The sequence below is a fragment of the Nonomuraea sp. bgisy101 genome, assembly GCF_057708945.1.
In genome coordinates, this window is record NZ_JBYITD010000031.1 from 102,819 (window position 1) to 116,009 (window position 13,191).

A 13,191-nucleotide genomic window follows, 5' to 3' on the forward strand; every position below is an offset into this window, starting at 1 on the left:
CCGCCGTCCGGGCCCGAGCCCGTCGCAGGCGCCTCCGGACGACGCCCGGCCCGTCCGCCCGGGTCACGACGCGGGCAGCGGGATCGACAGCGTGACCTCGGTTCCCCCACCTCCGCGCGGCTCGATCGAGAGCTTGCCCGACAGCTCACCCTCCACCAGCGTGCGGACGATCTGCAGGCCGAGGCTGGTCGTGTTGTCCAGGTCGAAGTCCTCCGGCAGCCCGCGCCCGTCGTCCCACACCACGACGTTGAGCCGGTCGCCCCCCGCCTCCACCACCACCTGGAGCCGTCTGGGCCGCCCGTGCTGCAGGGCGTTCTGCAGCAGCTCGGTCAGCGCCATCGCCAGCGGCGTCGCGATGAGCGACGGCAGGACCCCGAAGGTGCCGACCCTGCGCGGCGTCACCGCCGCCTCGGGCGCCGACACCTCGCCCGCCATGGCGATGACCCTGTCGGCGATCTCGTCGAAGTCGGCGAACTCCTCCGGCGCCATCGACAGCGTCTCGTGGACGATGGCGATCGAGCCGACCCGCCGTACCGCCTCCTCGAGCGCCTCGCGGCCCTCGGGGACCTGCAGGCGGCGCGCCTGCAGCCGCAGCAGGGCGGCGACGGTCTGCAGGTTGTTCTTGACGCGGTGGTGGATCTCGCGGATCGTCGCGTCCTTCGTCATCAGCTCGCGCTCGCGCCGCCGCAGCTCGGTGACGTCGCGGATGAGCACCAGGGCGCCGATGCGGCCGCCGCCGACGATCAGCGGGATTGCCCGCAGCTGGACGATCGTGCCGCCCGACTCGACCTCGGTCTCCTTGGCCGCGCGGCCACTGGCCACGATCATCAGGTCTTCGTTGATGGGCTCGTCGGAGTAGCAGAGCGCGGCAGTCAGCCTGCCGAGCTCGGCGCCCACCAGATCGGCGTGCAAGCCCAGCCTGCGGTAGGCCGACAGGGCGTTCGGCGAGGCGTAGGTCACCCTGCCCGCGCGGTCGAGCCGCAGCAGGCCGTCGCCGACGCGGGGCGAGCGGACCAGGATCGGCTCCTCGCCGGAGAACGGGAAGCGGCCCTCTGCCACCATCTGCGCCAGGTCGGACGCGCTCTGCAGGTACGTGAGCTCCAGGCGCGAGGGGGTGCGGGCCGACGACAGGTTCGTCGAGCGCTGGATCACGCCGAGGAAGCGGCCGTCGCCGTCGGGCATCGCCCGCCGTACCGGGATGGTCTCCTCGCGGACCGGCACGCCCGTGGACCAGTCGGGGTCGCCCTCCCTGCAGATGCGCCGCTCGTTCCAGGCGGTGTCGATGAGGTTGCGCTCGCCCTTGGCGGCGACGCTGCCGACGATGTCGTCGTGGTAGACGGTGGGTCCCGTGGTCGGCCGCATCTGCGCGATCGCGATCCATCCGCTGTCGCCCCGCGGCTGGTCGGACTCCGCCGCGGGTACGCCGGCCTGGCTTCCGCGGTCGAGCAGCGGAGCCCAAAGGATGAGGTCGGCGAACGACAGGTCGGCGAGCAGTTGCCAGTCGGAGACCAGCGAGTGCAGCCAGTCGAGGTCCGCCGCGTCGAGCGCGGTATGGCGGACGACGAGGTCGCTGAGAGTCGGCACGAGTGCATCATGCGTGGTTTCGGCCACAACAACCAACTCGCCCTGCGCAAAGTGCGGTTACAGCGCTTTTGGGGCATCTCACATTGTGAGAACCATCACACCGCGGAGCGCAGGAAAGTGGTCGAGGCCTTGATCCGGCGTGCGAGACCAGAGGCGGTTGTCACCGCACTCACGGCCATGGATATCCTTCACAATCAGCCCGAGCAGCCCATATATGCGCGTGCGAGGGCCCAACGGATCCGGGTGCCCGCAAGCCACTCTTGCCTGCGGTTGACCACTCGGGCCAATCTGAGTTCCGATGATCTCGCGGTGATCAGACACGCCCTCACCGCCGTGGCTGGAGTGAAGGTGAGAGCGTGACAGAAGAGTCCCCTCGCGTACCTAAGTACTACGACGTCAAACGGAGCCTGCTGGAGCTCACCAAGAGCCTCACGCCGGGCAGCTCGCTGCCGCCCGAGCGGACCCTCGCCGTTCGCTTCGAGACCTCCCGTACGACCGTCCGCCAGGCGCTGACCGAGCTGGTGGTGGAAGGCCGGCTGGTACGCATCCAGGGGAAGGGCACCTTCGTCGCCCAGCCGAAGGTCGCCCAGGTGCTGCAGCTCACCTCCTACATCGGCGACCTGCGGACCGCCGGGCTCGAGCCCGACACGAAGATCCTCGACATCAGCTACATCACCGCCGACGAGGCGCTGGCCAGGCGGCTGGCGATCAACCCCGGCGGCAGGGTGCTGCGCATCCACCGGCTCCGCCTGGCCAACGGCGAGCCCGTCTCGATCGACACCACCCACCTGTCGGCGCGCCGCTTCCCGAGGCTCCGGCGGGAGCTCGAGGTGCACTCGTCGCTGTACGAGACGCTGCACAACGCCTACAACGTGCGGCTGACGGACGCCGAGGAGGTCATCGAGACCGTCCTGGCGACGCCGTACGACGCGCAGATGCTGGGCGTCGACGTGGGCCTGCCGATGCTGCTGCTCACCAGGCACGCCTTCGACGCCGACGGCAACCCGGTGGAGTGGGCCCAGTCCCTCTACCGGGGCGACCGCTACAAGTTCGTCACCCGCCTGCGCCGTCCTTGACGAGACGGCCCCGGTACGGCAGGCATGGCCGTAGGGCCCCCGCCCTGCGGCCATGCCTTACCAGGGTCACTGGCAGGAGACTTCGGGTAGCCAGCACACCTTGCCTGCCATCTCCCTGGCGTCCCCCAGCAACGTCTTGAACTCCTTCATCGGCAGCGAAGGCGCCGGCCACGCCGTCTCCGTGTAGACCATGACCGCCGCGCCCCTGCGCACCGCGACCTGCCTGAGCCCGCCCTCCCAGTACCTGGCCCCCACCCTGATGGCCTCGTCGCCGAGCTTGAGCGGCTTGCTGTAGTAGGTGATCTTCTCGATGCCCTCGCCCCGCGACGCGCACCTCTTCAGCTCGGCCCGCATCGCGTCCATGGCGGCACGGGCGCCCGACTCGTCCTGGTAGAGCGCCACCTGCTCGCCGCCGAGGTCGATCTCCTGCTGCCGGTAGATGGTCCTGGCCGCGACGCGCCCCTTCTCGACGCCGCCCCGCTTGTTCCAGTAGCTGTCATGGCAGGCGTCGATCATGAGCGGTGTCGACGCCCGGTCCGACACCTCCCAGATGTCCCAGCCGCTCGACCTGTTCTCCCACAGCAGGAAGCCCTTCGGCAGCGTCGTGGCCGCGCTTCCCATCAGCATGCTCGCGGCGGTCATGACCGCCGCCCCCGTCGTCATCATCCCCATGCCTGATAGACGCGACGACGCCGGACGAAGTTGGTGACGAATGGGTAGCAGGCACGTCACCTCGGCGGAGCGGGCCGGCTCTCCCGGGCCCAGAGGTGCGGATCACGCGGGCCCGCGTGTCCTGCTTTCTCACACTATTGATCGCTACATTGGGGCGATGAGTGAGATCGACACCAGCGTGCCGCACTCGGCCAGGATCTGGAACTACTGGCTCGGCGGCAAGGACAACTACGAGGTCGACAGGATCGCCGGCGAGGAGTTCCTGAAGATCTTCCCTGGCATGGCGGCGGGCGCGCGGGCCTCCAGGGCGTTCCTGCGGCGGACGATCACCTGGCTGGCGGCCGAGGCCGGGGTCAGGCACTTCCTCGACATCGGCACGGGCCTGCCGACGGCGGACAACACCCACCAGATCGCCCAGCGGATCGCGCCGGAGGCCCGCGTCGTCTACGTCGACAACGACCCTCTCGTCCTCGCCCACGCCCGCGCCCTGCTGACCGGCACGCCAGAGGGCGCCACCGACTACATCGACGCCGACGTGCGCGAGCCGGAGGCGATCCTCACCGCGGCCGCCAAGACGCTCGACTTCGACGCGCCGATCGCGCTCAACCTGAGCGGGATCATGGGCCACGTGGCCGACGACGAGACGGCGCTGTCGATCGTCCGCAAGCTGCTCGACGCGCTTCCCTCCGGCAGCTACCTGGCACTCAACGACGGCACGAACGTGCACAGCGAGGCCAACAGGCAGGCGCACCAGCAGTACAACGAGAGCGGGGCACTGCCGTACATCCAGCGCAGTCCCGAACAGATCGCCCGATTCTTCGACGGACTGGAGCTGGTCGAGCCCGGACTGGTGTCGGTGTCGAGGTGGCGTCCCGAGGGGATCACGCCTCCCGAGGTGGACGGGTACGGCGCCGTCGGACGCAAGCCCTGACCACGCACCTGTTTGGAACGGTGACTGGCTGGTAGGTTCCCGGCCATGGAGTCTGCGAAGCACGCTGGCGACGCCGCTGTCGCCGTCGCCAAGGCCTACGGCATCGAGACCATGTTCACCCTCTCCGGCGGGCACGTCTTCCCCCTCTACGACGGCGCCGTGCACGAGGACATGCGCATCCTCGACGTCAGGCACGAACAGAGCGCCGTGTTCGCCGCCGAGGCGACGGCGAGGCTGACCAGGAATCCCGGCCTCGCCGTCCTCACCGCGGGGCCCGGTATCACCAACGGCGTCAGCGGCATCGCGACCGCGCACTTCAACGGCTCACCCGTCGTGGTCATGGGCGGGCGCGCACCGCAGTCGCGGTGGGGCAGCGGGGCGCTGCAGGAGATGGACCATCCTCCGCTGCTGGAGCCGATCACCAAGCTGTCGTTCACGGCCTCCGCGGCCGACTCGATCGGCCAGGACGTCGAGCTCGCCTTCCGCACGGCCATCGCCCCGCACAGAGGCCCGGTGTTCGTCGACTTCTTCATGGACCACCTGTTCTCCCCGTCGGAGATGCACCAGGCGCAGACGCAGACCCCCTCCCCGCTTGAGCCCGACCCCGACGCGGTCGCCCGCGTGGCGGCGCTGCTGGCCGAGGCCGAGCGCCCTGTCGTCGTGCTCGGCTCCGACGTGTGGATGGACCGCGCCGAGGAGGCGGCCCGCGACTTCGTGGAGGCGTGGCGGCTGCCCGTCATCCCCAACGGCCAGGGCCGCGGCATCCTGCCCGCGGGGCACGAGCTACTGGTCACCCGCGCCCGCGGCCTCGCCTTCGGCCAGGCCGACCTGGTGATCGTCATCGGCACCCCGCTGGACTTCCGCCTCGGCTACGGCTGGTTCGGCGGCAAGGAGGGCGCGCCGCCGGCCCGCGTCGTCCATCTCGCCGACGCCCCCTCGCAGCTGGCCACCCACATGAAGCCCGCCGCCTCCGCCGCGGGCGACCTGTCGCTGGTGTTCTGGAGCCTCGGCACGGCCTGTGGCGACGCGGGGGTGAAGCCCTCCCGCTACGCGCCATGGCTCGACACGCTCTCCCAGGCGGCCGCAGCGGCCATCGCGGGTGACGCCGGGCTCCTGTCGGCCTCCTCCGACCCGATCCACCCCATGCGCGTCTACGGCGAGCTGGGCAAGATCCTCGACGACGACGCGGTGGTGATCGGGGACGGCGGCGACTTCGTCTCCTACGCGGGCAAGTACGTCGAGCCCCGCCAGCCGGGCAACTGGCTCGACCCGGGCCCCTACGGCTGCCTCGGCACCGGGCTGGGCTACTCCATCGCCGCCCGCCTGGCCCGCCCCTCCTCGCAGGTGGTGCTGCTGCTCGGCGACGGCGCCGCGGGCTTCTCGCTGATGGACGTCGACACCCTCGTCAGGCACAACCTGCCGGTGGTCATGGTGTGCGGCAACAACGGCATGTGGGGCCTGGAGAAGCACCCCATGCAGATGCTGTACGGCTACGACGTGGCCGCCGAGCTGCGCCCCGAGACGCGCTACGACCAGGTCGTGACCGCGCTCGGCGGAGGTGGCGAGCTGGTCACCAAGCCATCGGAGATCGGGCCCGCCCTGCGGCGCGCGTTCGACTCCGGCGTGCCGTACCTGGTGAACATCGCCACCGATCCGCAGGTCGCCTACCCGCGCACCACCACGGGCGTCTGAGCGGCTACTGCTTGGCGTTGGTCGGCGTGGGCGAACCGGAGCCGGGCGTCGGGCTCGGCGACGGAGAGGGGCTGGGCGACCTGCCCGGCGGGCACTGGTCGCTCACCGTCGACACGGTCACCGTCATGCCCTTCGCCAGCGCCTTGCCCGCCTCGGGCAGCTGCGCCGAGACCTTCGGGCAGCTGTCCGGCTCCATCACCATGACGGCCTTGACCCGAATCTTGTAGCCCGCCTTCGCCAGCGTCTTGGTCGCCTGGTCCACGTACATGTCGAGGACGCTCGGCACCAACGGCTGCTTCACGTGCGTCGGCGTCGGCGTCTCGCTGGGCTCGACGACGGCCCTCTTCGTCGTCGGCGGCGTGGAAGGCGTCCTGGTGGGGGGCTCCTCCTGCGTCGGCTCCGGCTCCTCGGTCGGCTCTGTGGGCCTGGGCGGCTTGGGCGACTTCGAGGTCTTGCTCGGGGTCGTCTTGGTGCCGCCGGCGACCGGCGACGTGGTGACCGCCGTCGTGCCTCCGTTCTCGTCGCCCATGCCGGTGAGCGCGACGGCGCCCGCTCCGACGCCCAGCACCGCCACCGCGGCGATGCCCGCCACCAGCACACCTCTGCCGCCGCCCGCCCTGGCGGCCTTGGCGGCCCTGCGGGCGCCGCGCCGCGACCCCTGCGTGGCGACCGTGGACTGGTCGGGCGGCTGGATCGCTCCCGTGGCCGGCGACGGCGCGGCGGCGACCGCGCCCGTCACCACCGACAGGTCCGTCAGCGAAGGCGGCGAACCGGGGGCATGGGGAGACTGCGCGGCCTGCCTGGCGGCCGCCGCCATGGCCGCGCCGCTGGGATGGCGCCGCACAGGGTCCTTGGACAGCGCACGCTCCACCACCGCCCGCACCGCGGGCGGGATCTCGGCGGGCAGCGGCGGCGGAGCCTCCCTGATGTGCTTCAGCGCGATCGTGACGGGGCTGTCGCCGTCGAACGGGCGCACACCCACCAGGCACTCGTAGGCCACCACGCCGAGCGCGTAGATGTCGACGGCGGGCGTCACCGGCGCGCCCTCGGCCTGCTCGGGCGCGCAGTAGGCGGCGGTGCCCAGCACCATGCCCGCGTCGGTGAGCCGGTTGGCCACGTCCTGGCGGGCGATCCCGAAGTCGGTCAGGACCAGCGTGCCGTCGCGCTGCACCAGCAGGTTGCCCGGCTTGACGTCGCGATGCACGATGCCCTGGTCGTGTACGGCCTGCAGCGCCGACGCCGCCTGGGCGATCAGCTCCATGGCCGGTTCGGGCGCGATGCGCCCCATGCGCTGCAGTAAGCGGTCGAGCGGCTCGCCGTCGACGAACTTCATCACCAGATAGACGGTCGCCCCCGCGCCCGCCACCTGATGAACCCCGTAGTCGTAGACGTCGACCACACCGGGATGGTTGATCGTCGCCATCGCCCTCGCCTCGCCCTGGAAGCGGGCGACGAAACCCGGGTCGTCCGTGCGGCCCGGAAGCAGCACCTTGACGGCGACGGTGCGGGCGAGGACGATGTCCTCTCCACGCCACACCTCGCCCATGCCGCCGGCGCCGATGCGGGTATCCAGGCGATATCGCCCCGCCAGCGTCGTCCCTTGGGCCACCATGTCTCCCCCGTTACCCCCTGTCGTCTGGAACCTCTCCCACCCCAGGGTTCTCCAACAAAGCGGATTTGTATCGCGGCGAGGTAACGCAGAGGTCACGGAATTCTGAGAAGTGTACGGCTTGCGCCATTCCGTCACCACAAAATTGCCGCAAGCCGTACAAACCTATCCTGGCGGCCCGGACGGAATCCTGTCTGCCCGAAAGCCGAGATGTGATCTCAGTAGGCTGGCCGCATGACGCTCGCCCCAGGTCTCCGCGCCTCGTTGCTGATCATGGTCGAGAGGGAGGACCTCGCCACCAAGATCGGCAGTGGCGACGTGCCCGTACTGGCCACGCCGCGACTGCTCGCGCTGGCGGAGATGGCGACCGTCCAGGCGGTCAGAGAGCATCTGGAAGCGGGCGAGACCTCCGTCGGCACCCGGGTGGAGCTCGACCACCTGGCCGCCAGCCCCGTCGGCACGCACATCGAGATCAGCGCCGAGCTGACCGCGGTCGACGGCAGGCGCCTGGTGTTCGGCTTCACCGCCCACGATCGCGCCACGCTGGTGGGGAAGGGCACGATCGAGCGGGTGGTCGTCGACAGGGAAAGGTTCCTCGGGCGGCTCGCGCCAGGCGGTACGTCTAGCCGATGACGGCGATCAGGTCGCCTTCCTGCACCACGTCGCCTTCGGCCACCTTCAGCGTGACCACGCCGTCGTCCTCGGCCAGCACCGGGATCTCCATCTTCATGGACTCGAGGATCACGAGCGTGTCGCCCTCCTCGACCGTGTCACCCTCGGCGACGACGACCTTCCACACGTTCGCCACCATCTCGGCGTGTACCTCAGCCACCGCAACTCCCCTCTTTCAGTGCCTCAACTGTTTCACGTTCACTTGGCGCGCATGCGGCCGACCAGGCCTGTGTCGTAGTCGCCGCTGACGAACTCGGCGTGGTCGAGCAGCTCGGCACAGAACGGCAGGTTGTTCTTCGGCCCTTCGACCTTGAACGACTCCACCGCTTCCCTGCCCTTCTCCATGGCCTCGGCACGGCTGGCGCCGTACACGCAGAGCTTGGCCATCAGCGGGTCGTAGAACGGCGTGACCGTGGTGCCGGCAGCGTAGCCGGAATCGACGCGGATGCCGGGGCCGGACGGCTCCTCCCACACGGTGATCGCGCCGGGGCCGGGGAAGAAGCGCTTCGGGTCCTCCGCGTAGACGCGGAACTCGATGGCGTGGCCCCTCACCTCGGAGGTGACCGACGGGTTCTCGCCGGCGGCGACCCTGAGCTGGAGCTCGACCAGGTCGAGCCCGGTGACGAGTTCGGTGACGGGATGCTCCACCTGGAGCCTGGTGTTCATCTCGAGGAACACGAAGTCCTGCTTGTCGGCGTCGACCAGGCACTCGACCGTGCCCGCTCCGAGATAGCCGACCGCCTCGCCCGCCTTGACCGCCGCCGCCAGCATGCGCTCGCGCAGCTCGGGCGTGATCCCGGGAGAGGGAGACTCCTCCACGACCTTCTGGTGGCGACGCTGCACCGAGCAGTCGCGCTCGCCGAGCGCCAGCACGGTGCCGTCGGGCAGGCCAAGGATCTGCACCTCGACGTGGCGGGCGCGGGCGATGTAGCGCTCGAGCAGGATCGCGGGGCCCTCGTCGCCCGAGGAGAAGCGGGCCGCGGCCCTGGAGGCCTGCTCGAACGCCTTGGCCAGGCCCTCGGCGTCGTGGGCGACGCTCATGCCGATGCCGCCGCCGCCTCCCGCGGTCTTCACCATGACCGGGTAGCCGATCCGCCCGGCCTGCTCCCGCGCCTGGTCGAGGTCCGTGACCGGCTCGCGGGTCCCCGCGGCGACCGGCACGCCCGCCTCCTCCATCAGGTTACGGGCGTTGATCTTGTCGCCCATCCGCTCGATGGCCTCGGGAGCAGGACCGATCCAGATCAGGCCCGCCTCGACGACGGCTCTGGCGAACGCGGCGTTCTCCGCGAGGAACCCGTAACCGGGGTGGATCGCCTTCGCGCCGGTCGCTCGCGCGGCCTCGAGCACCTTGTCGGCGTCGAGGTAGCTCTGCGCCGGGTTGGCGGGGCCGAGCAGCACGGCCTCGTCGGCCTCGTGAACGAACGGCAGGTCCGCGTCGGCCTCGGAGTGCACGGCGACGGCGCGCAGGCCCAACCGCTGGACGGTGCGGATGATCCGCCTCGCGATCTCCCCTCGGTTGGCGATCAGGACGGTTCCGAGCGTCTCATTAAGCACGACGCCCACCATATGGCCGCCTCGAGCGAGATCCCTTTCCCCCGAAACCACCGATCCGCCCAGCCCGTCTTGTAGGAAGCCCACAAAAGTGGGCGGGACGAAACGCGGTATTTCCACTTCGGCCTTAGAGCCGACGCACAGACGCCAACCAGTCGACCACGCCCACCGTCACAACCGACGCACAGACGCGAACCGGTCCACCACGCCCACCGTCACAACCGACGCACAGACGCGAACCGGCCCGTCACAGCCGGTGCACGGGCGCGAGCCGGTCGACCACGCGTGCCATCGCCTCGATCACGTCGGGGTCGTACTCGCCGCCGATACCGAGCCTGAGCCGTTCTAAAGCGGCTCCCGCGCGGTCGCGGTCGGTCGAGCCGCCGACGAGGTCGTCGTAGGCGTTGGCGGCCTTGATGATACGGCTGGACCGCGGCGGCTCCTCGGCCATCGAGTCGCACTGCCGCCTGACCAGCTCGGCCACCCTGTCGAGCACACCCGTCTGCTTGATCACCTCGGCGCCCAGCTCGGCGATGCGCCTGGCCTGCTCGGGATCGGTGAGCACGGTCGCCCCGCCGGGAATGGGGTCGCGCAGGGACAGCTGCCCGATGTCGTGCATCAGCGCCGCGTACTCGAGCTCCAGCAGCTCGGGCTCGGCCATGCCCAGCTCCCTGCCGATCGCCACCGACAGCCTGCTGACCCTGCGCGAGTGGCCTGGCTCGACGTATCCGCCGACCTCGGTCACCCTCGACAGCGCCCGCACGGTCTGCAGGTAGGTGGCCCTGATGCCCGCGTACTTGCGGAAGGCCACCTGAGTGACCAGCAGGGGCGCGGCGAACACCAGCAGCGCCATCAGGTCCATGCTGTGGCAGGCGAGGGCGAGCAGCACCCCTGAGGCCGCCACGGCGGCACCCAGTGGGAACGCCATCCTCAGCTCGTCCCTGACGGCGACCTCGAACGCGGTGCGCACCTGCTCGGCCCTGAGCATGGCCGCGATCAGCACGTCGGCCAGGAGGGCGACCGCGATCAGCACCACCATCACGACGAGCGCGGGCCACCAGGTCCTGGTCTCCGGCTGGGTGAGCGTGAAGAGGGTGCCGGCCAGCGGTCTGAAGGCGAACGCGAGCAGCGCCCCGGTGAGCAGCCGCCTGGCCATCGCGTCCAGCCTGGGCGGGCGGCCCACCGCCAGGTGCGGCAGCGCGCCGGCGATCATCCCGACGGCGATGACCGCGACCACCTGCAGGGCGGTGTGGTCGAGCGGGACGTTGCTGACGTCGAGCAGCAGCGTGTAGCCGAGGGCGGCGGCCGCGCCGATCGGCGCCACCTCCCTGTTGCCCGGCATTGTCAGCCTGGCGAGCTCGCCGATGGCGATCAGCGCCCCGAACCCGACCGCGATGTCGGGCCTGACGAGTCCGACGGCTGCGGTGTGCGCCACGCCCGCGACGGCCACCAGGCCCGCGGCCGCGATCAGCAGCAGCTGTCCTGAGTCGAGCCCCTGGAAGACCCGGTTCACCGCATCCCCCCGGAAACGCCACCTGGAGCGTCGGCCCGCCCGCCCGCGACCGCTCCCCTGGACGTCTCCGCCACCCGCGCGCTCCCCCGAGTCGCCTCCGCCGACGCCCGCCCGCGCACGACCGTTCCTTGAGTCGACTCCGCCGACGCCCGCCCGCGCACGACCGTTCCTTGAGTCGCCTTCGCCGACGCCCGTCCGCGCACGACCGCTTCTTGAGTCGCCTGCGGCGACGCCCGCCCGCGCGTCACCCGTGAGAATCCCGGCCACCGCCGCGTTCCGGTCACGTCCACCCCCCGCAAGACCCCCGGCCACCGGCCGGCCGCCAGGCCCCGGGCGACCTCGGGCGACACGTGCCCGCCCGTCTTCCGGGAACCCCGCGCCGACGTCCTACCCCGCGGACGCGAGGGAGGCACCCGCGGAGGCGGACAAACCATCATGGTCCGCCCACCACTTCGATCGGCATGGTCGGGTCGTCGTGGTCCTTGGTCGTCGTCTCCGTCGCGTCCGCCGGGGGCGGCGACACCGTGCGCGGCGGCTGCCATGGCGCGCGCTCCAGCGCCTTCACGAACGCCGCCACCATCACGGGGTCGAACTGCGTCCCCGCCCCCTTGCGCAGCTCGGCCACCGCCACCTCGACCGGCCGAGCCCCCCGGTACGACCGGTCGGACGTCATCGAGTCGAACGCGTCGGCCACCGCGATGACCCGCGCGAACTCGGGGATCTCGTCACCGGCGAGCCCCATCGGGTAGCCCCGTCCGTCATGCCGCTCGTGGTGGTGCATGATGCCCGCGAACGCCTCGTCGAGGAAGTCGATCCCGCGCACGATCTCCAGCCCCCGCATCGGGTGCAGCTGGATCGCCGCGAACTCCTCCTCGGTCAGCGGCCCGTCCTTCTGCAGCACCTTCGTCGGCACGCCGAGCTTGCCCACGTCGTGGAGCATGCCCGCGTAGCGGATGGCGCGCAGCCGCTCCACCCCCATCCCGATCTCCTGGGCGATCATCGTGGAGGCCAGCGACACGCGCGTGCAGTGGCCGCGGGTGTAGTAGTCCTTGGTCTCGACGGCCTGGCACAGCGCCGCGATCGTCGCGTCGTAGGATCGCTGCTGGGCGTGGTACTGCCCGAAGGCCCATCGGGCGACGAAGAGCGGCAGCAGCACCAGGACGGCCGAGATCGACTGCACGGTCGCCCACAGGCCCGCCACCAGCAGCCCGAAGGTGGCGTAGCCGAAGTAGGACAGCAGGAACTGGGTCATGCCGCTGACCGGCAGCTCCTCGGCCCGTACCTGGGTCGCCAGCCATACCATCGTGAGCGTCAGCACGATGTTGAGCGGGACGAACAGCGCGGCGGCCGCCGCGTAGGGGCCGATCAGCGCCTCGAAGTCGTTGACCATGGGGACTTTCGGCACGCCGCCGAAGAAGAGGTAGGCCATTCCGGACACGTAGCCGCAGATCGCGAACTGCGCCCCGTTGAACAGCCGTTTCACCAGCGGCAGGCCGGGCCGTACGCTCAGCACCGCCGTCAGCCCCACCAGCGCGGCGCCGTCGGGGCCCACCAGCACCACCGCGGCCAGCGCGGCGGAGAAGCTCACCGAGACGGCGAACTGCTCGACGTTGAGCAGCGTCGGCATCGACTCGCACACCAGGAAGAGCAGCGCGAGCACCAGCAGCGTGCCGTATTCGCCCGACCTGAAGAGAGCTCCTGTGACCAGGCTGTGCCCGACCAGAGCGGCCGCCGCCCCGATGACGACGACCAGATAGACCTTCGCAGGCCACGGCAGTCCACGCATTGCGGCCCCCCAGGGCGATCAGGTCCAGGAGACACCTGGAGGGGCGGCCTCACCGCCACAGACCAGGGATATCGCCGGGGCGACCAGTGCTGTCAACATGCGCAT

Annotated in this window: 11 protein-coding genes; 4 read left to right on the forward strand and 7 right to left on the reverse strand. The window is 70.7% G+C overall.

From position 1 onward, the window contains the following. Positions 1 to 63: 63 nt before the first annotated feature. A complete protein-coding gene (locus tag AC3EO4_RS42230) occupies positions 64 to 1,584 on the reverse strand; it encodes a sensor histidine kinase (protein ID WP_431901235.1) in 1,521 nt (506 codons plus the stop codon). 356 nt (positions 1,585 to 1,940) lie between these two features. Between AC3EO4_RS42230 and AC3EO4_RS42235 the strand changes: the two genes are divergently transcribed. After that, complete coding sequence (locus AC3EO4_RS42235; protein WP_354921679.1) at positions 1,941 to 2,660, forward strand: GntR family transcriptional regulator; 720 nt, start codon at positions 1,941 to 1,943, stop codon at positions 2,658 to 2,660. 66 nt (positions 2,661 to 2,726) lie between these two features. On the opposite strand, the gene AC3EO4_RS42240 is transcribed toward AC3EO4_RS42235, so the two are convergent. Further along, the gene (locus tag AC3EO4_RS42240; protein ID WP_431901238.1) at positions 2,727 to 3,332 is read right to left on the reverse strand and encodes a hypothetical protein; all 606 of its coding nucleotides are present in this window, start codon (positions 3,330 to 3,332) and stop codon (positions 2,727 to 2,729) included. A 157-nt stretch (positions 3,333 to 3,489) separates the two neighbouring features. Between AC3EO4_RS42240 and AC3EO4_RS42245 the strand changes: the two genes are divergently transcribed. Together AC3EO4_RS42245 and AC3EO4_RS42250 are read left to right on the forward strand one after the other, a co-directional pair. Continuing rightward, positions 3,490 to 4,263 (forward strand): SAM-dependent methyltransferase, encoded by a 774-nt coding sequence (locus tag AC3EO4_RS42245; protein ID WP_431901241.1) that lies wholly within the window; start codon positions 3,490 to 3,492, stop codon positions 4,261 to 4,263. Positions 4,264 to 4,308: 45 nt separating this feature from the next. Next, a complete protein-coding gene (locus tag AC3EO4_RS42250) occupies positions 4,309 to 5,955 on the forward strand; it encodes an acetolactate synthase (protein ID WP_431901244.1) in 1,647 nt (548 codons plus the stop codon). 4 nt (positions 5,956 to 5,959) lie between these two features. Here the strand turns inward: AC3EO4_RS42250 and AC3EO4_RS42255 are convergent, their stop codons facing one another. Next, positions 5,960 to 7,567 carry a serine/threonine-protein kinase gene (locus tag AC3EO4_RS42255; RefSeq protein ID WP_431901246.1) on the reverse strand — a complete coding sequence of 536 codons (1,608 nt, stop codon included), beginning with the start codon at positions 7,565 to 7,567 and terminating at the stop codon, positions 5,960 to 5,962. Positions 7,568 to 7,798: 231 nt separating this feature from the next. Here AC3EO4_RS42255 and AC3EO4_RS42260 point away from each other — a divergent pair, with 231 nt between their 5' ends. After that, positions 7,799 to 8,197, forward strand: coding sequence for a thioesterase family protein (locus tag AC3EO4_RS42260; RefSeq protein WP_431901249.1), 399 nt, complete (start codon positions 7,799 to 7,801; stop codon positions 8,195 to 8,197). On the opposite strand, the gene AC3EO4_RS42265 is transcribed toward AC3EO4_RS42260, so the two are convergent. The 4 genes from AC3EO4_RS42265 to AC3EO4_RS42280 form a co-directional block, all read right to left on the reverse strand. Beyond that, positions 8,187 to 8,396 carry a biotin/lipoyl-binding carrier protein gene (locus tag AC3EO4_RS42265; RefSeq protein ID WP_379576297.1) on the reverse strand — a complete coding sequence of 70 codons (210 nt, stop codon included), beginning with the start codon at positions 8,394 to 8,396 and terminating at the stop codon, positions 8,187 to 8,189. The two genes, AC3EO4_RS42260 and AC3EO4_RS42265, sit on opposite strands and share 11 nt — an antisense overlap. 38 nt (positions 8,397 to 8,434) lie before the next feature. Then, the gene (locus tag AC3EO4_RS42270; RefSeq protein ID WP_379576298.1) at positions 8,435 to 9,790 is read right to left on the reverse strand and encodes an acetyl-CoA carboxylase biotin carboxylase subunit; all 1,356 of its coding nucleotides are present in this window, start codon (positions 9,788 to 9,790) and stop codon (positions 8,435 to 8,437) included. 244 nt (positions 9,791 to 10,034) lie between these two features. Then, complete coding sequence (locus AC3EO4_RS42275) at positions 10,035 to 11,300, reverse strand: HD-GYP domain-containing protein (RefSeq protein ID WP_379576299.1); 1,266 nt, start codon at positions 11,298 to 11,300, stop codon at positions 10,035 to 10,037. Positions 11,301 to 11,733: 433 nt separating this feature from the next. Next, the gene (locus AC3EO4_RS42280) at positions 11,734 to 13,086 is read right to left on the reverse strand and encodes an HD-GYP domain-containing protein (RefSeq protein WP_379576300.1); all 1,353 of its coding nucleotides are present in this window, start codon (positions 13,084 to 13,086) and stop codon (positions 11,734 to 11,736) included. Between the last annotated feature and the right edge of the window lie 105 nt (positions 13,087 to 13,191).